General features: G+C 69.9%; 21 protein-coding genes (1 of these 21 running past the window's edge). 11 read left to right on the forward strand and 10 right to left on the reverse strand.

Going from position 1 to position 21,035, the window contains the following annotated elements; genetic code table 11:
- Nucleotides 1–460, reverse strand: the 5' portion of a protein-coding gene (gene msrQ / locus ELI80_RS15195; protein WP_136653146.1) for a protein-methionine-sulfoxide reductase heme-binding subunit MsrQ. It extends 155 nt beyond the left edge of the window; 460 of the gene's 615 nt are visible here — the first part of the coding sequence; it begins with the start codon at nt 458–460; the stop codon falls past the left edge of the window.
- Nucleotides 460–1,344, reverse strand: a complete 885-nt coding sequence (gene msrP / locus ELI80_RS15200) for a protein-methionine-sulfoxide reductase catalytic subunit MsrP (protein ID WP_136653147.1) — start codon at nt 1,342–1,344, stop codon at nt 460–462. The genes msrQ and msrP overlap by 1 nt, the downstream gene beginning before the upstream one ends.
- 174 nt (nt 1,345–1,518) lie before the next feature.
- On the opposite strand from msrP, the gene ELI80_RS15205 reads away from it, so the two are divergent.
- The gene (locus ELI80_RS15205; RefSeq protein WP_136653148.1) at nt 1,519–2,430 is read left to right on the forward strand and encodes a 5'-methylthioadenosine/S-adenosylhomocysteine nucleosidase; all 912 of its coding nucleotides are present in this window, start codon (nt 1,519–1,521) and stop codon (nt 2,428–2,430) included.
- 44 nt (nt 2,431–2,474) lie between these two features.
- Here ELI80_RS15205 and clpB read toward each other — a convergent pair whose 3' ends face one another.
- Nucleotides 2,475–5,102, reverse strand: coding sequence for an ATP-dependent chaperone ClpB (gene clpB, locus ELI80_RS15210; protein ID WP_136653149.1), 2,628 nt, complete (start codon nt 5,100–5,102; stop codon nt 2,475–2,477).
- A gap of 97 nt (nt 5,103–5,199) precedes the next feature.
- Nucleotides 5,200–5,838 (reverse strand): TenA family protein, encoded by a 639-nt coding sequence (locus ELI80_RS15215; RefSeq protein ID WP_136653150.1) that lies wholly within the window; start codon nt 5,836–5,838, stop codon nt 5,200–5,202.
- Nucleotides 5,839–5,952: 114 nt separating this feature from the next.
- Here ELI80_RS15215 and pyrF point away from each other — a divergent pair, with 114 nt between their 5' ends.
- Entirely contained in the window at nt 5,953–6,639 is a 687-nt protein-coding gene (gene pyrF, locus ELI80_RS15220) for an orotidine-5'-phosphate decarboxylase (RefSeq protein ID WP_136653151.1), read from the forward strand.
- A gap of 80 nt (nt 6,640–6,719) precedes the next feature.
- On the opposite strand, the gene ELI80_RS15225 is transcribed toward pyrF, so the two are convergent.
- Nucleotides 6,720–8,375, reverse strand: coding sequence for a PAS-domain containing protein (locus ELI80_RS15225; protein ID WP_143803223.1), 1,656 nt, complete (start codon nt 8,373–8,375; stop codon nt 6,720–6,722).
- A gap of 72 nt (nt 8,376–8,447) precedes the next feature.
- Nucleotides 8,448–9,800, reverse strand: coding sequence for an ActS/PrrB/RegB family redox-sensitive histidine kinase (locus tag ELI80_RS15230; protein ID WP_136653153.1), 1,353 nt, complete (start codon nt 9,798–9,800; stop codon nt 8,448–8,450).
- A gap of 105 nt (nt 9,801–9,905) precedes the next feature.
- Between ELI80_RS15230 and ELI80_RS15235 the strand changes: the two genes are divergently transcribed.
- From ELI80_RS15235 to ELI80_RS15245, 3 genes are all read left to right on the forward strand, one after another.
- The gene (locus ELI80_RS15235; RefSeq protein ID WP_236641534.1) at nt 9,906–10,559 is read left to right on the forward strand and encodes an SCO family protein; all 654 of its coding nucleotides are present in this window, start codon (nt 9,906–9,908) and stop codon (nt 10,557–10,559) included.
- Between the two features lie 101 nt (nt 10,560–10,660).
- Nucleotides 10,661–11,209: an ActR/PrrA/RegA family redox response regulator transcription factor gene (locus tag ELI80_RS15240; RefSeq protein WP_136653291.1), complete on the forward strand. Its 549-nt coding sequence runs from the start codon at nt 10,661–10,663 to the stop codon at nt 11,207–11,209.
- A gap of 85 nt (nt 11,210–11,294) precedes the next feature.
- Nucleotides 11,295–11,618, forward strand: coding sequence for an H-NS histone family protein (locus ELI80_RS15245; protein WP_136653154.1), 324 nt, complete (start codon nt 11,295–11,297; stop codon nt 11,616–11,618).
- Nucleotides 11,619–11,660: 42 nt separating this feature from the next.
- On the opposite strand, the gene ELI80_RS15250 is transcribed toward ELI80_RS15245, so the two are convergent.
- From ELI80_RS15250 to ELI80_RS15260, 3 genes are all read right to left on the reverse strand, one after another.
- Nucleotides 11,661–12,260, reverse strand: a complete 600-nt coding sequence (locus ELI80_RS15250; RefSeq protein WP_136653155.1) for an HD domain-containing protein — start codon at nt 12,258–12,260, stop codon at nt 11,661–11,663.
- A 34-nt stretch (nt 12,261–12,294) separates the two neighbouring features.
- Nucleotides 12,295–12,819 carry a protein-export chaperone SecB gene (gene secB, locus ELI80_RS15255; protein WP_136653156.1) on the reverse strand — a complete coding sequence of 175 codons (525 nt, stop codon included), beginning with the start codon at nt 12,817–12,819 and terminating at the stop codon, nt 12,295–12,297.
- 116 nt (nt 12,820–12,935) lie between these two features.
- A complete protein-coding gene (locus ELI80_RS15260) occupies nt 12,936–13,469 on the reverse strand; it encodes an FxsA family protein (protein ID WP_136653157.1) in 534 nt (177 codons plus the stop codon).
- A 116-nt stretch (nt 13,470–13,585) separates the two neighbouring features.
- Between ELI80_RS15260 and ELI80_RS15265 the strand changes: the two genes are divergently transcribed.
- From ELI80_RS15265 to pnp, 6 genes are all read left to right on the forward strand, one after another.
- Entirely contained in the window at nt 13,586–14,239 is a 654-nt protein-coding gene (locus ELI80_RS15265; protein WP_136653158.1) for a Tim44/TimA family putative adaptor protein, read from the forward strand.
- A 1-nt stretch (nt 14,240) separates the two neighbouring features.
- The gene (locus ELI80_RS15270) at nt 14,241–14,876 is read left to right on the forward strand and encodes a Smr/MutS family protein (RefSeq protein WP_136653159.1); all 636 of its coding nucleotides are present in this window, start codon (nt 14,241–14,243) and stop codon (nt 14,874–14,876) included.
- Nucleotides 14,877–14,950: 74 nt separating this feature from the next.
- Nucleotides 14,951–15,868: a calcium-binding protein gene (locus tag ELI80_RS15275; RefSeq protein ID WP_136653160.1), complete on the forward strand. Its 918-nt coding sequence runs from the start codon at nt 14,951–14,953 to the stop codon at nt 15,866–15,868.
- A 202-nt stretch (nt 15,869–16,070) separates the two neighbouring features.
- On the forward strand, nt 16,071–16,340 hold the full coding sequence (gene rpsO / locus ELI80_RS15280) for a 30S ribosomal protein S15 (protein WP_136653161.1): 270 nt from the start codon (nt 16,071–16,073) through the stop codon (nt 16,338–16,340).
- Between the two features lie 163 nt (nt 16,341–16,503).
- Entirely contained in the window at nt 16,504–17,205 is a 702-nt protein-coding gene (locus ELI80_RS15285) for a hypothetical protein (protein WP_136653162.1), read from the forward strand.
- 531 nt (nt 17,206–17,736) lie between these two features.
- Nucleotides 17,737–19,878, forward strand: coding sequence for a polyribonucleotide nucleotidyltransferase (pnp, locus tag ELI80_RS15290; RefSeq protein ID WP_136653164.1), 2,142 nt, complete (start codon nt 17,737–17,739; stop codon nt 19,876–19,878).
- A gap of 145 nt (nt 19,879–20,023) precedes the next feature.
- On the opposite strand, the gene ELI80_RS15295 is transcribed toward pnp, so the two are convergent.
- A complete protein-coding gene (locus ELI80_RS15295; RefSeq protein ID WP_161596491.1) occupies nt 20,024–20,977 on the reverse strand; it encodes a polysaccharide pyruvyl transferase family protein in 954 nt (317 codons plus the stop codon).
- Between the last annotated feature and the right edge of the window lie 58 nt (nt 20,978–21,035).

Here is a 21,035-nt window from a genome sequence, read left to right on the forward strand (position 1 = left end):
GCCGGTGGACCTGCCGCCAGCGAACAGGCCCCAGCTTGCGAAGTACCCGGTTTGACGAGGTCGCGGCCATGACCGCAAGGATCGTGAAGGCGATCATGCCGAGGACGAGGTAGGGCCGCTTCACGATATCCGCGAGCAACTGCGCCCACAGCAGTCCCATGTCGAGGACGACCCATGCGCCAAGATGCAGCGCCGCATAGGTGAAGGCGACCAGCCCGACCGGACGGCGGAACTTCACCAGGTTGATGCGGAAGAGGCGCAGCGCCGGCGTGAAGCAGAGCGACCCGACCACGAAGTAAAGCGCCGTCCGCCCCAGCCGGTGCTCGATGTCCCGTACCGGGTCGACGCCCAGGCGCCCCGTGACGGTATCCCAGACCAGCAGCGCCAGCGGCATCGCCCCCAGAAGCCACACGATCCCGTTCGGCATCCGGCGCAGGCGGTCGACGAGGCGCTGCACCATCAGTAGTCGCGCGCCAGGTCCATGCCGGCGTAGAGATGCGCGACCTCGTCGGCGTAGCCGTTGAACATCAGCGTTTCCTTGCGGCCGCCGAACAGGCCCGCGCCGATCGGGCGCTCGGTCGCCTGGCTCCAGCGCGGGTGATCGACCCCGGGGTTCACGTTGGCGTAGAAGCCGTATTCCGACGGCTGCATCGCCTGCCATGTGGACACGGGCTGGCGGTCGGTCAGGGTGATGCGGACGAGCGACTTGGCCGACTTGAAACCGTATTTCCACGGCACCACCAGCCGGATCGGCGCGCCGTTCTGGTTCGGGAGCGGCTTGCCGTAGAGCCCGGTCGCGAGCAGCGTCAGCGGGTGCATCGCCTCGTCCAGCCGCAGCCCCTCGACATAGGGCCAGTCGAGGCTGCGGCGCCGCTGCTCGGGCATCTCCTCGGGGCGCAGCAGGGTCTGGAACTCGACGAACTTCGCCGAGGGCTGGACGCCGACCCTGGCCAGCACCCCGGCCAGCGGGACGCCCTGCCACGGGATCACCATGCTCCACGCCTCGACGCAGCGCAGGCGGTAGATCCGGTCCTCGACCGCGTTCGCGGGCGCGATGTCGGCCAGCGAATAGCTGCCGGGACGGTCGATCATGCCGCCGATATCGACGGCCCAGGGGTCGGTCGTCAGCGCGCCGGCGTTCTCGGCCGGATCGGTCTTGCCGAAACCGAATTCGTAGAAGTTGTTGTAGTTCGTAATCTCTTCGAAGCTGTTCGGCTTGCCGGGATCGACCGCGGCGCGCGCGGGCAGCGCGGGGCCGGCAGCGGCAAGGCCAAGGCCCGCGATCACGGCGCGGCGGTTCAGGACCAGCGGCTCGGGGGTGACGTCGTTCCATGAAAGCTTCATCGCAAGCCCTTTCGGCTGACGCACGTTCGTGCGGAGCCTACAGCGGCGACCCGGCAGGTGCTAATGACGGATTCGCGATGTGCCGATAATGCGCCGCAGGTTCCCCGCCGGGCTGGCGGAACGGCCGCGTCAGGGCCTAGCATCGCCCCGTCCCTTCAACTCGCGAGCCGCCCCATGAAGATCATCGCCGCCGCCACCGTCGCCGCCGCCACCGTCGCCCACACGATAACCGCCCTGCCTGCCTTTGCCGACGAAACGCCCCGCATTGCCGTCATGTCGGCCTTCGAACCGGAATGGACCAGCCTTCAGGCCGACCTTGAGAACGCCGAGCGCACCACCGTCAACGGGACCGAGTTCGTCACCGGCACGCTGTCGGGGCAGGATGTCGTGCTGTTCCTTTCCGGCGTCTCGATGGTCAACGCGGCGATGACGACGCAGGCCGCGCTCGACCGTTTCGACATCAGCGCGATCGTCTTTTCCGGGATCGCCGGCGGGATCGATCCGTCGCTGAACATCGGCGACGTGGTGGTCGCCGAGGACTGGGGCAACTGGCTGGAAGGCGCGATGGCGCGCGAGACGGCTGACGGGTTCGCCCTGCCCGGCTTCCTGACGTCGCCCTTCCCGAACAAGGGCATGATCTTCACCCGCGAAACCACCGTCGCATCGGATCGCGGCGCGCCCGAGACGCGGTTCTGGTTCCCCGCCGATCCCGCCCTGCTGGACGCGGCGCGGAAGGTCGCTGAGACGACGCCGCTCGCGCCCTGCAACGCCGCGAACGTCTGCCTGCGCGAGGCCCCGCAGGTGCGGGTGGGCGGCAAGGCCGTGTCGGGGTCGTCGTTCATGGACAACGCGGACCTGCGCGGCTGGATCTTCGACACCTTCGACGCGCAGGTCGTGGACATGGAATCGGCCGCCGTGGCGCAGGTCGCGTGGGCGAACGAGGTGCCATTCATCGCCTTCCGCTCGCTTTCCGACCTCGCCGGCGGCGGGGAGGGTGAGAACGAGATGGGCGTGTTCATGTCGCTGGCGTCGGACAACTCGGCCAAGCTGGTCAAGGCGTTCCTCGCCGAACTGCCGAAGCCCTGACGAAAAAGGCCCCGGCAATCTGCCGGGGCCTTTCCTGTCCGATCCTACTGCAGCGGCGCGTCGGCAGGACGCTGCGCCGCGCCGGGGCGGTTCCCCGGGCTGAGATGGTCGCCCACCACCAGCCCGTCCGGCCCGGCCGTGACCGGGATCGTCTGACCGTCGATCACCTCGCCCGACAGCAGCATCTCGGCCAGCGGGTTCTGCAGCGACCGCTGGATCACCCGCTTCAGCGGACGCGCGCCGAACACCGGGTCGTAGCCCTCGTCCGCAAGCCAGGTGCGGGCCGCGTCGTCGAGGTCCAGCGAGATCTTGCGATCCGCCAGCCGCCGTTCCAGCCCGGAAAGCTGGATCGTGACGATCCCGTCCATGTCGTGGCGGCTGAGCCGGTGGAAGATGATGATCTCGTCCAGCCGGTTCAGGAACTCGGGCCGGAAATGCCCGCGCACGGCGGCCATCACCTGTTCCCGCGCCGCCGAACTGTCCGCCCCCTCGGGCAGCGCCGATAGGGCCTGCGCGCCGAGGTTCGAGGTCAGGATGATCAGCGTGTTCTTGAAGTCCACGCGGCGCCCCTGCCCGTCCGTCAGCTGGCCGTCGTCCAGCACCTGCAGCAGCACGTTGAAGACGTCGGGGTGGGCCTTTTCCACCTCGTCGAACAGGATGACCTGGTAGGGCCTGCGCCGCACCGCCTCGGTCAGGACGCCGCCTTCGTCGTAGCCGACATAGCCGGGCGGCGCGCCGATCAGGCGGCTGACGGAGTGCTTTTCCATGAACTCCGACATGTCGATGCGCACCATCGCGTTGTCGTCGTCGAACATGTATTCGGCGATCGCCTTGGTCAGTTCCGTCTTGCCGACGCCCGTGGGGCCGAGGAACAGGAAGCTGCCCAGCGGACGGCGCGGGTCGTTGAGGCCGGCGCGCGCGCGGCGGACCGCGTTCGCCACCGCCGTCACCGCCTCGGACTGGCCGATCACGCGGCGGCCGAGCTGGTCCTCCATCTGCAGCAGCTTGTCGCGCTCCCCCTCCATCAGCTTGGAAGTGGGGATCCCGGTCCAGCGCTCGACCACCTCGGCAATCTGCTCGGGGCGCACGGCCTCCTCGACCATCGGGCCGTCACCCTCGCCCTCGGACTCGGCCAGCTGCCGCTCGAGACCCGGGATGACGCCGTAGGACAGCTCGCCCGCGCGGGCGAGATTGCCCTCGCGCTTGGCCTGCTCCAGCTCGGCGCGGGCACGGTCCAGCTGTTCCTTGATCTGCCGGCCGCCTTCCAGCTTGTCGCGCTCGGCCTGCCAGCGCGCCGTCATCTCGGCGCTGCGGTCCTGCAGGTTGGCGAGGTCACGCTCCAGCCGCTCCAGCCGGTCGCGGGACGCGGCGTCGTCCTCCTTCTTCAGCGCCTCGGCCTCGATCTGCATCTGCAGGATCTGGCGGTCCAGCGCGTCCAGCTCCTCGGGCTTGCTGTCCACCTCCATCCGCAGGCGCGAGGCAGCCTCGTCCATCAGGTCGATGGCCTTGTCGGGCAGGAAGCGGTCGGTGATGTAGCGGTGGCTCAGCGTCGCGGCGGCGACCAGCGCGCTGTCGGCGATGCGGACGCCGTGGTGAAGCTCGTACTTCTCCTTGATGCCGCGCAGGATCGAGATCGTGTCCTCCACCGTCGGTTCCTCGACCATCACGGGCTGGAACCGGCGGGCAAGGGCCGCGTCCTTCTCGATGTACTTGCGGTACTCGTCCAGCGTGGTGGCGCCGACGCAGTGCAGTTCGCCCCGCGCGAGCGCCGGCTTGATGAGGTTCGCGGCATCCATCGCGCCCTCGGTCTTGCCCGCGCCCACGAGGACGTGCAGCTCGTCGATGAACAGGATGATCTCGCCCGCGGCGGACTCGATCTCCTTCAGGATCGCCTTCAGCCGTTCCTCGAACTCGCCGCGATACTTCGCGCCGGCGACCAGCGCGCCCATGTCGAGCGCCATCAGCTTCTTGTTGCGCAGGGACTCGGGCACGTCGCCGTTGACGATCCGCAGTGCGAGGCCCTCGGCGATGGCGGTCTTGCCGACGCCGGGCTCGCCGATCAGCACGGGGTTGTTCTTGGTGCGGCGCGACAGGACCTGCATCGCGCGGCGGATTTCCTCGTCGCGGCCGATGATCGGGTCGATCTTGCCCTGCTCGGCGGCCTCGGTCAGGTCGCGGGCGTACTTGCTCAAGGCCTCGAACGTGTCCTCGGCCGAGGCGCTGTCGGCGGTGCGGCCGCGGCGGATGTCGTTGACGGCGCCGTTCAGCGCCTGGACGGTGACGCGACCCGCGTCCAGCGCGTCCTTGGCGCGGGTGTTCACCATCGCGAGCGCCATCAGGATGCGCTCGACCGGGACGAAGCTGTCGCCCGCCTTCTTCGCGACCTTCTCGGCCTCGTCCATCACGCGGACGAGGCTCGTGTCGACATAGACCTGCCCGTCGCCGCCCGACACCCTGGGCAGCTTCTCGACCAGTTCGTCCACCGCGCGGCGCACCGCGGCGGCGTCGCCGCCCGCGCGGCCGATCAGGTTGGCGGCAAGCCCCTGGTCGTCATCCATCAACGCTTTCAGCAGGTGTTCGGGCACGACCCGCTGGTTGCCCTCGCGGATCGCGATCGTCTGCGCGGCCTGCAGAAACCCGCGCGACCGCTCCGTGAACTTTTCTATGTTCATCGGCACTTCTCCTTTGCAGCCCCCGCCCTGGACCGCCCGTCATGGCGCGGCCCGCTGCGGGTCTTTGATGAGCAGATGTGTGCGGGCGGGCGGGCTTTCAAGCCGCAAGCGCGGCGTCGAAGAACTGCCGCTCCAGCGCGACCGCGCGATTGAAGAAGTCGTGGCAGAGATCGCCGTGCTCGGGGCCGACACGGTCGAGTTCCGCCCGGAGAAAGGCCACGAAGTCGCGGAAGTCGGGATTGTCGTGAAGCGTGATCCACTCGGCATGGACGAAGCTTTCGGGGTGGGGCAGCGGCGCGCGGCTCGCCCATTCGAGGTAAAGCCACTCGGCCACGTTCAGGACCGACAGGCACGCGGCGTAGGATCCGCTCGCGCCCGCCTCGCGCATGATCGCCTTGAACCCGGCGGTGGGGGCGGCGTCGGGGATCCTCTCGCGGTCGGCCTCGGTGACGCCGAGGGCGTCGAAGGCGCGCAGGAAATAGGTGTTCTCCTCGGTCGAGACCATGCCGACGAAGCGCCCGAGCCGCAGCCGCGCGGCCGCCGTGTCGGCGTTCAGCATCGCGCCGCCCAGCAGCGACAGGAACGCGTCGAGAAAGCGGTGATCCTGCACCAGATAGCGCTGCATCGCGTCGTCCGGGACGGTGCCATCGCACAGCTGGACGACGAAGGGGTGGGTGACGGCGGCCGTCCAGTCAGGCTCGGCCGCGCGGCGCAGGGTATCGGTGAAGCGGTCCATGGGTCCTCTCGTCGTTCAGGCGGGGCGACGATTGCCGGGGCGGGCGGGGTTTGCAACCCGGGGCCGCCGTGCCATAGGCCCGGGAGTTTTCATTGAACCGCCGGAGGGCTCGCGATGGACGACCGACTGATCGTGGCGCTGGACGTGCCGAACGCGCTGGCGGGGCTGGACCTTGCGGGAAGGCTTGGCGACGCGGTGTCGTTCTACAAGATCGGCCTCGGGATGCTGACGGGGGGCGGGCTCGCGCTTGCCAACGAGCTGAAGCAGGATCACGGCAAGCGCATCTTCCTGGACATGAAGCTGTACGACATCGGCGCCACGGTCGAGGCGGCGGTGCGCGGCCTCGCGCAATTCGACATCGACCTCCTGACGGTTCACGGCGACCCGCACGTGGTGCGCGCGGCCAAGGAGGGCGCGGGCGCCGACATGAAGATCCTTGCGGTCACGATCCTGACCTCGCTCGACCGCGCCGATCTGGACGCCGGGCTGATGCGCGACGGCGACCTGCACGACCTGACCGTGGAGCGTGCGGCCCGCGCGTTCGAGGCAGGCGCCGACGGCGTCATCTGTTCCCCGCGCGAGGCGGCAGCGATCCGCGCCCTGCCCGGCTCGCGGCTGATCGTGACGCCGGGGGTGCGGCCTGCGGGCGCGGCGCCGGGCGACCAGAAGCGGACCCAGACCCCTGCCGCCGCGATCGAGGCCGGCGCGGACCACATCGTCGTGGGCCGCCCCGTGTGGCAGGCGGTCGATCCGCGCGCCGCCGCGCAGGCGATCCTGGCGGAACTTCCGCCGCGGCTTTAAGGCCGGGCCCGCAAGGCGCGATCCGAGGCGCCAACCGGCGGACCCGGGAACGCCGCGCGGACCGCCCCGCACCCCACCGATCATGCCGACGCCGCAGCACCCCCGCGCCGTTCCTCGGCAACCCCGGCCCGGGACTGGGGACCGGCGAGCGCCGCCGCCGCCGCGCCATCGGCCGCGCCCGCCGGATCGACCTGCCGCCCCGCCGTTTCCGCGTCGAAGCTGACCAGCGTGCGCGCACCCGACAGGGGGCGCACCGTCCACGCCATCAGCCCGCCGTTCGGCGCAACCGTCGCGCCGCGGCGCAGCTCGCGCCCGCGTCCCTCGACCAGCGCGCCGCGCAGCGCGTCGTGGCCGGCGCCCTCGGGCGCAAAGCTGCGCCAGCGGGCGATGTGGTCGGCCAGCGTCGGCCCGATCTCGTCGCCCCATTGCGCCGAATAGCGACGGTTCGTCATCACCACGCGCCCGCCTGCATCGAACACCGCCAGCGCCTCGTCGACGGCGTCCATCACCTCGGTCCCGAGCGACAGCTCGGCCCGGAAGCGGCGGGTCAGCGACATCTCCGAGGTGATGTCCTCGAACAGGAAGGCGATCGCCCCGTCGGGGTGCGGACGGCCGGTCACGCGGTAAGTCTGCCCGCCGGGCAGGATCCACGTCTCGACATGGTGGCCCGACGCTGCCGCCGCCTCGAGCGAGGTCATCTTGTTGCGCCAGCTGCGGTAATCCTTCGGCTCGGGCACCATGCGCGCCTCGCGCAGGCGATCGAGAAACGCGTACAGCGTCGGCCGCGCCGTCAGGAAGCCGGTTTCGACCCCCGTCAGGTCGATCAGCGCCGGATTGAACAGCTGCAGGTTCCGCTTGCGGTCGAAGATCGCAAGGCCGATCGGCAGGTCGGCGAAGGTCTTGGTCAGCGTCTGCACGAACTCGCGCAGGCTGCGCTCGGCCCGCACGGTGGCGTCGGCGGTCACGGCGAAGATCATCCGCCCGGATGCGTCGGGGCGGACGTGGCAATCGAACCACAGCGTCCTGTCCTCGGCGTCCTTCAGCGCCGCGCGCACGGGCGCGTCGGGCTCGGCCAGGGCGAGATCGGCCAAAGCGGATTCGGGCGCGACGGGCACGTCGATCAGGCGCGGAATCGGCCAGATCGTGTCGCCTTCGCTGCGCGCCTCGGTTTCGGCAAGATAGCCCGCGTTGGCCCAGGTGATCCGGCCCTCGGCATCCTCGTGCCAGACAAGCACCGGCGCCTCGTCCACGGACCGGCGCAGAATCGCGAGTTCGTCCTCCATGTGCGCGAGAGACTGCGAATCGATGGTGACGCCCGCGTTTTCCGCGGCCGGGTCGGCGATCGTCAGGCGGACCAGCCCCGATCCCACGTCCTCGAGCGTCAGCCGCAGCCGGGCGGAGCCGAGGCCCTGCCCGCCGAAGGTTTCCGCCCTCCCCTCGGCCGCGAGGCGGTCGAATGCCGGGCCGAGGTCGGGGAACCGCATCGACAGCCACGCCATCAGCCGCGGCCAGTCGCCTTCGCCGTGAAGCTTAGACAGAAGCGTGCGCGCGGGCGGGGTTGCGTCGACAAGCCGGCGGTCGCGGAACAGAAGCACCATCGGCTCGACCGTCTGGTCGACCAGCGCCGTTCCCTTGCGTGCCGCGGGTTCGAGCCAGCGCCAGAGCGCGAGCGCGATCAGCACCGCGACGGTGCCCGCGCCGACGGCGGCGAGGATGGTGAGCGTTTCAGGCGTCATGACGGGACCGTGGGGCAGCATGGCCCGAACCTAGGACGGGCGGTCTTAAATAATGGTTAACGGGCGCGCGGCTCATCCCGTGATCGCCGGATTGTCGCCCAGCGGCGCGCGGGCATCCGCGGCCAGCGCGCCCCGCGGCCAGGTCACCTCGACCCGGGCCCCGCCGCCCTCGCCGTTGCTGAAGGCGACGGCGGCACCCGACCGTTCCAGCAGGGTCCGCGCAATGAACAGCCCCAGCCCCATCCCCTCGGCCCCGCCGGTCCGGTCGGCCGCCCGCCGCGCGGTCAGGAACGGATCGCCCAGCCGCGGCACCATCGCCGGCGGGAAGCCCGGCCCGTCGTCGGCGATCACCACGGCGATGATCGCGCCCGCGCCCTCGACCCGCTCTGCCGCCGTGATCGTCACGGCGGAACGGGCGAAGTCCGCGCCGTTCTGGATCAGGTTCCGCAGCCCGTGGACGATCCCCGGATCGCGGCGGACATCAAGCCCCGCGATCTCGCCCGCGTCGATCGCGATCGCCTTGCCGCGGCCGCGGTGGGGGTCCGCCGCCTCGGACAGAAGCTCGCCCAGCGGGGCGGTGCGCAGGTGCAGGTCGTCCTTGCCCGCGTCGCCCATGCTGCGCAGGATGTCGCGGCAGCGGTCGGCCGAGGCGCGGAGCAGGCGCAGGTCCTCTGCGACGCCCGGTCGGTCCGGCAGCAGGTCCTGCAGCTCGTCCTGCAGCTCGGACCCCACCAGCTTTATCGTGGCGAGCGGCGTTCCCATCTCGTGCGCGGCCGCCGCGACGATGCCGCCCAGATGCTGCAGCCGCTGTTCGCGCGAAAGCGCCAGCTGGGTCGCGAACAGCGCCTGCGAGGTCGCCGACAGCTCGGTCGAGACGCGGCCCACGTAAACGACGAAGAACGCGGCACTGATGAGAAGCGCGAGCCAGTCGCCCAGCTGCAGCGCGATCCGGGGCGGCACGGCGGCGCCCGCCACGAACTCGAGCGGTATCCCCGCCAGCGCCGTCAGCGTGACCAGCGCCACGGTCAGCACGGCCAGCGGCAGGGTGTCGGACATCCGCAGCGCCGCCGCGCCGATGGTGACGGGGACCAGCATCAGAGGGGCAAACGGGTTGGTCGTCCCGCCGGTCAGCGTCAACAGAAGGCCAAGCTGCACCGCGTCCATGGCGAGGTGATGGCGCGCGCGTCGGGCCGTCACCGGCGCCCCCCGCGCCGCCAGCATCGTGTTGGCGGCCGCGTAAAGCCCGATCAGCGCCAGCGCCGGGCCGATCGGGAACCGTGCCCCGATCATCCAGGCCGTCGCCACGGCCGCAAGCTGCCCCGCGACCGCGACCCAGCGAAGCGCGATCAGGGTGCGCAGGCGGATCGGCTCGGCCCGCGGCCCGGGCATCAACAGCGGGGACAGGCCCGAGGGGGGCGCCGGCATCAGCCTGTTTCCGCCATGGTTCCGGTCATCGTGTCGCAGCCATTCGCGGTTGATCACCGTGTCAGGATGGGTGAAGGGAAACCGGAGTTACAAGGGGATCCTGCCATGTCGCAACGTATGCCGAAGCACGTGTCGCAGCGCGGGCTGATCGTCGGCGGGGTGGCCGCCACGGCGATCGTTCTCGTCGGCGGCTCGCTGATGCTGCGCCAGACCGCCGCCGCCGACCCGTTTGCCGGCTGCCGGCAGGCGGTGGTGGCGGGCGGGGCCGCGCGGCTGGGAACCCCCTTCACGCTGACGGATGAAAACGCCCGGCGCGTCACCGACGCGCAGGTGTTCGCCAAGCCCTCGCTCTTCTACGCGGGCTACACCTACTGCCCGGACGTCTGCCCCCTCGACATGGCCCGCAATGCCGAGGCGGTGACGCTGCTCGACGAACGCGGTGTCGACGTGACGCCGGTCTTCCTGTCGGTCGATCCGCGCCGCGACACGCCCGAACAGCTGCGCGACTGGACCGACGGGCTGCACCCGAAGATGGTCGGGCTGACCGGCACGCCCGAGGAGATCGACGCGGTCGCCAAGGGCTGGAGTTTCTATTACCGGGTCAATGACGAACAGGACCAGCAGGATTACCTGGTCGACCACATGACCACGACCTATCTGATCCTGCCGGGTCACGGCACGGTCGAGTTCTTCGGCCGCGACACGACGCCCGAAACGATGGCCGACACGGTCGCCTGCTACGTCGAAGCCGCCGCGTGAAATCGGGGAAATAATTCCTCGATCTGCGGAATGGAACTGACGCGGTTTCGGCACTACATTCATTCGCGAGGCATTTTGCCCCGAAAGGATTGTCGATGACGATGCCCGAGGCCGCCCCGATCGGGCCTGACGCCACTCTGCTTCTGGTTGATGATGACGCGGTTTTCGTCAACCGGTTGGCGCGTGCAATGGAACGGCGGGGGTTTCAGCCGGTCGTGGCCGAAACCGTGCGGGCCGCGCTGGACAGCGTGGCACGCCGCCCGGCGGCCTATGCGGTGGTGGACCTCCGGCTGGAGGATGGCAGCGGCCTCGACGTGGTCGATGCCTTGCGCGAGGCGCGGCCGGACGCGCGCATTGTCGTCCTGACCGGCTACGGCGCGATCGCCACCGCCGTCGCGGCGGTGAAGATGGGCGCGACGGACTACCTCGCGAAACCGGCCGACGCGGACGAGGTCACGAATGCGCTTCTGAGCAGCGACGGCGCGTTGCCGCCGCCCCCTGAAAACCCGATGTCGGCCGATCGGGTCCGCTGGGAACATATCCAGCGCGTTTACGAGCAATGCGATCGGAATGTCAGCGAAACGGCCCGCCGCCTGCACATGCATCGGCGGACATTGCAACGGATTCTCGCGAAACGAAGCCCGCGTTGATACGCGCTGCATCGTTTCCGCTTTCCTTGGCTTCGGCGGAGTGATTTAATTGCGCCCAATAAGACATTCCGACGAGGGTAATGCCATGGAAGCCGACCTGGAAACGATGGACCTGAAGCAACTGCGCGAATTGCGTGGGCAGGTCGATCGCGCAATCGCCAATTACGAAGACCGCCGCAAACGCGACGCCCGCGCCGCGGCCGAGGAAGCCGCCCGCCAGCACGGCTTCAGCCTGTCCGACCTGACGAGCGAGCGCGGTGCACGCGGCGCCCGCAAGACCGCCGGCACCGAGGCCAGGTACGCCAATCCGCAGGATGCGTCGCAGACTTGGTCCGGCCGCGGCCGGCGGCCGCGCTGGGTGCAGGAAATGCTGGAAGCCGGCGGCAAGCTGGAAGACGCGGCGGTCTGACCGCCAGCCTCGCGCGGGCCGGCTCCGACCCGGCCCGCGCCTTCAGGCCGCGCGGTCGATCTCGTTCATGATCTGATGGTGGCGGGCGAGATAGGCGGCACGGGTTTCCGCCGGCTGCCGCAGCCTGATCTGCAATCCCCCGACCATCCCGGTTTCCGGCAGCGGGAACAGCCGCGCCACCTCGGCCGCCGAGAACCCGGCGATCTGCACCGCCTCGAGCCGGGCAGACACGCGGTCCGCCAGCTTGATGCGCCGCTTGATGGGTGCGGGCAGCGCCACGGGCAGGCCGAACCGGCGATGCACCGCCGCTGCCAGCCGCGCGTCCATCTCGCCGTATTCCACGCCGAGCGCCGCCTTCACGGGCGAGATCATGTCGCCGATGACGTATTCGGGCGCGTCGTGCAGCAGCGCGGCAAGGTTCCAGCGCGGGTCGCAGCCGGGGTTCAGCTGGCCGAAGATCTGTTCGACCAGCAGGGAATGTTCCGCCACCGAAAAGGCGAAATCGCCCCGCGTCTGCCCGTTCCAGCGCGCAACGAAGGCAAGACCATGGGCGATGTCGTCGATCTCGATGTCCATCGGCGTCGGGTCGAGCAGGTCGAGCCTGCGCCCCGATAGCATCCGCTGCCACGCCCGCCTCGCCATGCCCGCCCGCGCCCGCCCGAAAGGCCGCCGCCCGTCAGGACAGCTGCTGGTCCTGCGGCCGCCCGGCCTGGACGCGGCGCGCGATTTCCTGGCGGTACAGCGCCACGAAGTCCACCGGGTCCATGTTGAAGGGCGGGAAGCCGCCGTCGCGGGTCACGTCGGACATGATCCGGCGCACGAACGGGAACAGCATCCGCGGGCACTCGATCATGAGGAAGGGGTGCATCTGGTCTTCCGGCACGCCTTCGATGTGGAACACGCCGGCATAGTCCAGTTCGCACAGGAACAGCGTGGCCTTGGTGCTCGCGTTGGTCGAGGTGACCTTGAACTTGGTGATGACCTCGTACTGGTTTTCCACGCTGCGCTTGCGGGCGTCGAGCCCGACCTGCACGGTGATCTCCGGCTGCACCTCGGCGCCGGCCAGGCCCTTCTGGGCGACCGCGTTCTCGAACGACAGGTCGCGGATGTACTGGGCCAGGACGTTCAGCCGGACGGCCGCAGGCGCTGGCGCGGCGCTCGGCTGGGGATCTGCGGCGCCGTTGGTGGTTTCGTCGGTCATCTGGATGCTCCGGAACTGCGTTCGGGCCGCGTTCTAGCATCCCTGCCGCGGCGTCTCAATGACGCGCACGGGACGCCCACGGAACGTGCGCTGGCGACCGCCCGGGGCGCGGCCGCTCAGGGCCGGGTCCAGGCGGACGGCCCGTCGCGGCGCGGAGGCCGGGGCGGTTCGATGTCGACGAACTCGGCATCGACAACCGGCGGCCGGTGCGGATCGCGGCGGGCGTTGAAGCCGTCCGCGCCGCGGTCTGCGCCGCCGCCCATGGTCCCGCCCGGGAAGCCGAACCCCGCGCGCGTGACCGCGATGCGCGACCCGATCGAGCGGATCACGAAGCGCCGCACCGGCGGCAGCAGCAGCGCGAGCCCGGTCAGGTCCGAGATGAAGCCGGGCGCCAGCATCAGCGCGCCCGCGAACAGGATCAGCGCACCGTGGGCGATCGGGCCGGTGGGGTCGAGGAACTCGCGGAACGCGCGCTGCAGGTCGAGAAGCGCGGCCATGCCCTGGCGGCGCATCAGCCACGACCCGGCGATCCCCGAGGCAAGCAGCAGCCCGATGGTGGGCCAGGCGCCGATCAGGCCCCCGACCTGGATGATGACGGCAAGCTCGATCACCGGAACGACGACGAACAGGACGAACAGCCACAGGCGCATGCATTCTCCTTGGGTGCGAACGACAGGCCGGGGGGTCAACTGGACTTGGCCCCGGCCGCTCCCTACATAGGCAGGAAGTTTCTCGACACCAACAACAACCCCGAAAGGCGGCCCGAATGTCCAACCCGATGCTGCAGCTGATCGTTCTGGCCGCCATCGCGGTATTCCTGATCCTGCGCCTCCGGGGCGTGCTGGGCAGCCGGGACGGGTTCGAGCCGCCGGCCGTGCCGGAAGCGCCCCCCGCCCGCCGGATGCCGGCCGACACCGACATCGCGACGCAGGACGAGGACGACGTGTCGGACCATGTCGAGCCCGCCAGCCCGGCCGCGCGCGCGCTGGAGGCGATGAAGCGCGCCGATCCCTCGTTCACGGTCGGGCCGTTCCTGCTGGGCGCGCGGCAAGCCTACGAGATGATCCTGACCGCGTTCGAGCGGGGCGACCTGACCGACGTGCGCGCGTTCCTGTCGCCCGCCGTGGCCGAGGCGTTCGACGGCGCGATCGAAAGCCGCCGCGCGCGCGGCCTGACGGCGCAGGTCCAGTATCTCGGGACGCGCGAAACCACGCTGGAAGCTGCGAGCTTCGATCCCGATTCGCGCATGGGCGAGGTTTCCGTGCGCTTCGTGGGCGAGTTGATCGTGTCGCACGCCGACGCCTCGGGCGCGGTGGTCGAAGGCGACGCCCGCACCGCGCGCAAGCAGCGCGACGTCTGGACCTTCGCCCGCCGGATGGGCGATCCCGACCCGAACTGGCAACTCGTCGCCACGGCCTGAGATGGCGCGCCGGGGACGACGCGGCCTGGACGAGGACGATCTGGCGGTCTGGGCGCAGGTGGCCCGTTCCGCCCGCCCCATGCGGACGGACGGGACCGCGCAGGGCTTCGCGGCCGCGCCCGATCCTGCCACCGCACCTGCACCCGCACCCGTTCCGGCACCCGAGCCGCGCGGCGCGGCCCCTGCCCCGCTGCAGGTGCCGCTGGATTTCCGCGTGGGCCACAGCCCGCCCCGACGCCGCGCGGCGTCGCTGCCGGTTCCCTATACGCCGGCGGACCGGCTGGACGCGCAGCCGCTGCGGATGGACCACAAGACCCACCGCAAGATGTCGCGCGGCAAGATCGCCCCCGAGGCGCGGATCGACCTGCACGGCATGACGCTCGCGGTCGCGAAGTCCGCGCTGACGGGCTTCATCCTGTCGTGCAGCGCGTCCGGTCGCAGGCTGGTGCTGGTGATCACCGGCAAGGGCAAGGGCGACCACGGACCGCTGCCCACCCGTTCCGGCGCGCTGCGACATGAGGTGCCGCACTGGCTCGACCTGCCGCCGCTGTCGCGGATGGTGCTGCAGGTGGTGCCCGCCCATGTCCGCCACGGCGGCGGCGGCGCCTACTACGTCTATCTGCGCCGCGCGGGTTAACCTTTCGGTAAGGTTCCATTTTCCGCACGGGCGATTCGCTGCTATGACACCCTCAGGTTGTGGAGCGTCGTGGCATGTTGTTGCTCAGTGGGATGGTGGTGATGCTGATGGGGATGGCATTCGTCCCTGCGTCGGAACCCGACACGCTTGAGGACGAGGATTCGTTCGGGCCCGATGAGCCCGATGAGCCCGGCACCGGCCATCCCGTCGATCCCGTCTTTCCCCCGCCGCCCGAGCCGCTGCCGTCCGTTCAGGACGGAACCGGGGACGCCGACTGGCTCTACGGCTCCATCGGAGAGGACGTTCTGTCGGGTCATGGCGGCGACGACGACATCCGCGGCGCGCAGGGCGACGACCGGATCGGCGGCGGCGCGGGCTCGGACACGCTGCTGGGCGACGACGACTACGGTCCGGGCGGCCGCGACACCATCGACGGCGGCGATGGCGACGATTTCATCGGTGGGCAGAACAACGACGACGCCCTGTTCGGCGCGGGCGGCGACGACACGATGTTCGGCGGCGACGGCAACGACCATGTCCACGGCGGCGCGGGCGACGACTGGGTCGGCGGCAACGCCGGCAACGACACGCTGGTGGGCGGTGCGGGGCGCGACGACCTCGACGGCGGTCTGGGCGACGACCTTCTGCTGGCGGCCGATGACGACGAGCCCGATTTCCTGCACGGCGGCGACGGCGACGACACGCTGGTGGCGGGCAACGGCGACTATGCCGAAGGCGGCGCGGGGCACGACCTCTACCGCCTCGGGCTCAATCACCCTGACGTGCCGACGCTGGGACAGTTCGACCCGGCCGAGGACCGGATCGAGGTCGTGCTTCCCGCGGGCTACGGCCATCCCGGCGACCTGACGCTGGAACCCGACGACGACGGGTCCGTGCTGCTGCGCCTGGACGGCACCGCCATCGCGCGGGTGCTGCAGACCGATGTCGCATCCTTGCAGGACCTGTCGCTGACGACGGTCCGCGCGGCCTGATCGCGCGAGCCGCGGAGCCTTTCCCGCGCAGCCTTTCCCGCGCGAGCCGCGCAAGGCCGACCGCGAATCGCCTTTCCTTCGTGCCCGCCTTCCCCTATACGCGGCCGATCCTGCGGGCACGCCTGCGGGACAACCCCTCCATGGGCCGGCACTGGACGACATCCCGGACCGCGCCATCACCTTTCGCAAACAGGAGATCCCGATGTCGATCACCGTCGAAGAAAAAGCCCGCGTCATGGGCGAATACGCCACGAAACCCGGCGACACCGGCTCGCCGGAAGTCCAGGTGGCGATCCTCAGCTCGCGCATCGCGACCCTGACCGAGCACTTCAAGGCGCACAAGAAGGACAACCACTCGCGCCGTGGCCTTCTGATGATGGTCGCCCAGCGCCGCAAGCTGCTGGACTACCTGAAGAACAAGGACGAGGCGCGCTACACCGCGCTGATCGGCCGTCTGGGCCTGCGCCGCTGATCCTTTTCGATCCCGCGAATGATGCGCCCGTGGCGAAGGCCGCGGGCGTTTTCCTTTGCGCGGCCGCCGGAGCGACCCGGGTCAAGTAAAATTGGAGAAACTGATTTCTGGACTGTTAACGGCGAGGCGCTAACCCGGGCATGTCACCAATCGGAGTTTCGACATGTTGCTTGGTTCCCTCTTCGGCAGGCTGCTTCCCCCCACCACGTCGGCAGGCGCCGTCCAGAACAAGGCCGTGACTGCCGACAAGCCGGCGCAAGCCCCCGCGCCCGTCCCGGCGCCGCCCGCCCCGGTCGCGCCCCCGCAAGACGCAGCCGTCCGGTTCGACCTGTCGGAAGCCGCCCTGAACGCCGTGACCCCCGCGGCCCCGGCATCCGTCCCCGAGGCGGCGGCCCCCCAAATCGGACCCCTGCCAGTCGCCAGCCCCGCGATCATCCCGCACGCGGACGAGACCGCCGCGCCTAGCGGCGGACCGTCCTTGCAGCCGGTCCCGGGGCAAGCCACCGAAGGGCCGATGCCGTCGTTTTCCGCCGCCGTGGAACGGCCCGCGTCCTCGGCCCGGCCGCTCGTGGCCGTGCCCGCTTCGACAAGCCCGCCCGCAGCCGGCACCCCCGCCGCGACGAAGAGCCGCCCGCACCCTGCGGCAGATGAAGCGGCAGCGGCGGACCCGGCCGAGGAAGCCCGGGCCCGCGCGATGGCCGTCAAGGCGCTTGCGCAGGAACGGCTGCTGGATCTCGTCGCCTCCGTCGGCCGCGTGCCCAAGCCGGACGCGACCGCAGGGGCAGCGCGCGGAACCGACCAGCCCGCATCGCAGGCGACGCCCGTCAACGCCGCGGCCGTCCCGAGGACCGTCGCCAGCGCGTGAGCCGTCCACGTCACGCTGCAAGGCCGCGACGATGAAAGGGCATCTACGTCAGCCAACCGCCAGGCCGCCCGTGGTCGACCAGCCTGTCCGACAATCGCAGCGCCCCCAGAACGAAGCGGCGGCCGACCGCCGCCGCTTCGACACGCCACGGCATCGTCACAAGCTTCGCCTTTGTCGCGGGCACCTTCCGGTCGATGCCGAACGCAGGCCGTCCAGCCTTCGGCAGTCGCATCCACGCTCCGGTTCACGTCACCGTCCGATCGCAGCGCGATCTTGCCCGCGGATCTCCGTCCCGGCGCCAGACCGGCCGGCCGCACGGCGTGCTCCCAAGGCCGCGCGAAGCCTGCCGGACAGCCGCCGTCGGCCCGACTCTCTTTTCTTTCCCCTTGCCCCGTTTTGCTGTAAGGCGCGTCAATCTGCGACGTGACGCCCAGGCCCCGGGGCACATGCGAAGGATAGGGGCGGGCGGCAATGGGGCCGCCGTGCAACACGGGAAGACCGGAGGGCCGGGGCGTTCCCAGAGGAAACCAGATGTTTGATGAAGTGAAGAAATCGATCCAGTGGGGTCCGGAGACCCTTACCCTGGAAACGGGCAAGGTTGCCCGCCAGGCGGACGGATCGGTGATCGCCACGCTGGGCGAAACCAGCGTCATGGCCAACGTGACGTTCGCGCGCGCGCCCAAGCCGGGTCAGGACTTCTTCCCCCTGACCGTCCACTACCAGGAAAAATTCTACGCCGCCGGCAAGATCCCCGGCGGGTTCTTCAAGCGTGAAGGCCGCCCGACCGAGAAGGAGACGCTGACCTCGCGCCTCATCGACCGGCCGATCCGCCCGCTGTTCGCCCCGGGCTTCAAGAACGAAGTCCTCGTGATGTGCACCGTGCTGTCGCACGACCTCGTCAACGACCCCGACATCGTGGCGATGATCGCGGCGTCGGCGGCGCTGACCATCTCGGGCGTGCCGTTCATGGGTCCGATCGCCGCCGCGCGCGTTGGCTTCTCCAACGGCGAATACGTGCTGAACCCCGAAGTTCAGGACATGGACAACCTGCGCGCCAACCCCGAGCAGCGGCTGGACCTGGTCGTCGCGGGCACCCGCGACGCCGTGATGATGGTCGAATCGGAAGCCTACGAGCTGACCGAGGAAGAAATGCTGGGCGCGGTCAAGTTCGGCCACGAGCAGATGCAGCCGGTGATCGACCTGATCGTCGAGCTGGCCGAGGACGCCGCGAACGAGCCGTTCGAGTTCCAGTCCCCCGACTACTCGGCCCTCTCGGCCCGGGTGAAGTCGCTGGGCGAGGACGGGATGCGCGCCGCCTACGGCATCATCGACAAGGCAGAGCGCCGCGACAGCATCCAAGCGGTGCGCGAGAAGATCGTCGCCAACCTGTCCGAGGAAGAGCTGGCCGACCCGAACCTCGGCTCGGCGCTCAAGAAGCTGGAATCGGGCATCCTGCGCGGCGACATCATCCGCGGCGGCGCCCGGATCGACGGCCGCGACAACCGCACCGTCCGCCCGATCGACTCCGAGGTCGGCTTCCTGCCCCGCACCCACGGCTCGGCGCTGTTCACCCGCGGCGAGACGCAGGCGCTGGCGATCGTGACGCTGGGCACCGGCGACGACGAGCAGATCATCGACGCGCTGCACGGCAACTTCCGGTCGAACTTCATGCTGCACTACAACTTCCCGCCCTACTCGGTCGGTGAAGTCGGCCGCGTGGGCTCGCCCGGCCGCCGCGAGATCGGCCACGGCAAGCTCGCCTGGCGCGCGCTGCAGGCCGTCCTGCCGGCGCCGACCGACTTCCCCTACACCATCCGCGTCGTGTCCGAGATCACCGAATCGAACGGCTCGTCGTCGATGGCGTCGGTCTGCGGCGGCTCGCTGTCAATGATGGACGCGGGCGTTCCGCTGAAGGCGCCGGTCGCAGGCGTGGCCATGGGCCTGATCCTCGAGGACGCCGACAACTGGGCGGTCCTGACCGACATCCTGGGCGACGAGGACCACCTCGGCGACATGGACTTCAAGGTCGCGGGGACCGAGGCGGGCATCACCTCGCTGCAGATGGACATCAAGGTCCAGGGCATCACGCCCGCGATCATGGAGCAGGCCCTGGCGCAAGCCAAGGAAGGCCGGATGCACATCCTGGGCGAGATGGCGAAGGCGCTGAAGGAAGGCCGCCGCGAGTTCTCGGCCCACGCGCCGCGGATCGAGACGATGACGATCCCGACCGACAAGATCCGTGAAGTGATCGGCTCGGGCGGCAAGGTCATCCGCGAGATCGTGGAAACGAGCGGAGCGAAGGTCGACATCAACGACGACGGCACCATCAAGATCGCCTCGGCCAATGCCGACGCGATCAAGAAGGCCTACGACATGATCTATTCGATCGTGGCGGAGCCGGAAGAGGGCAAGGTCTACACCGGCAAGGTCGTCAAGCTGGTCGACTTCGGCGCGTTCGTGAACTTCTTCGGCAAGCGCGACGGTCTGGTTCACGTGTCGCAGATCGCCAACAAGCGTCTGCAGCACCCGAACGAGATCCTGAAGGAAGGCCAGGAAGTGAAGGTCAAGCTTCTGGGCTTCGACGATCGCGGCAAGGTCCGGCTCGGCATGAAGATGGTCGACCAGGAAACCGGCGAGGAGATCGCCGAGAAGAAGGAAGAGACCGCCGAATAATCGGTTACCCCTTCGCCGGGCGCGACCCCGGCCCGAAAACGACGGCCCCCGGAAACGGGGGCCTTTTTCATTTCATGGCAAGGCGGTCAGGACCGCTTGGGAAACCTGCGCCGCGTCCAGTGCCGATACCGCGCCGCGAGCGCGCTCAGCCTGCCGCGCCGGTCCTGCGGGACAGGCCGCCGGTCGGGCCGCGCCTCCGCGTCCATCGCCGCGGCGAAGGCGTCGTCGTAGCCCGGAAAGGGGTTCCGCGCTCGCTCGGCGGCCGCCGCCTCCCGGTCCTTCGCCATCGGCTAAAGGCAGCGGGCGAGGCTTGCATCCAGCCCCTCGTCGGTGGTGCTGTCGAGCGCATGGATCTCGTCCCACCCAAGCAACTCCGCCTGCCGGGTGACCTTGTCCCGCCCTGGATTGCGTCGACCCCCAGCACCGGCACGCCGTTCTTCAGCGCGAGCACGGTTCCGTGCAGCCGCGTCGTCACCAGCGCGTCCACCCGGGCGAGAATGGACTCGAACTCCGCCCCGCTGCCGATCCCCGCGCGGTTCCTGGCCCGCGGCAGCGTCGTGTCCAGCTCGATCACCGCGACACCGACGCGGGCCACAAGCGCGCGCAAGCGCCGTTCGACCTGGTCGTGCAGCTGCCGGTCCCCGTATTCGCCCTGCCGGCGCACGAGGCACAGCCCCACCACGGGCACCCGCCCGGCATCGTGCAGGAAACTGAGGTCGGGCCGCGCCGTCCGGTCGCTGTCGCGTTCCAGAAGCGCGTCGAACGGGTCGCACCCGGCCAGCGGCGCCACCATCGTCAGGTTCACGCCGACCTGCACGCAGTCCCGGAACCGGCCCAGCACGTGGGGGTATTTCACCGGGTAGTTCGGGCCATAGGGCCCGCAGACGACGATCAGATGCGTGAAGTCGGCCGGGTCCAGCGTCGCCGCATCGACCCAGCCGGGATCCAACCCCAGCAGGTCGGGGTCATAGGGTGACACCTCGAACGGCACGCCCATTGCCTGCAGGCGGGCTTCGACGTACCGCAGCACCTCGACGTCGCCGACGGTCGAAAGATGCCCGGTGACGAGCGCCCTGCGCGGCCGGGAAGGGGTCGTCATCCGCATCTCCGGCTGGTGGTCCGGGGCGCAGGCGCGCGCCCCGGTCTTGCTTGATCCG

It is taken from the genome of Paracoccus aeridis, from assembly GCF_004923205.2.
Taxonomy (GTDB): domain Bacteria; phylum Pseudomonadota; class Alphaproteobacteria; order Rhodobacterales; family Rhodobacteraceae; genus Paracoccus; species Paracoccus aeridis.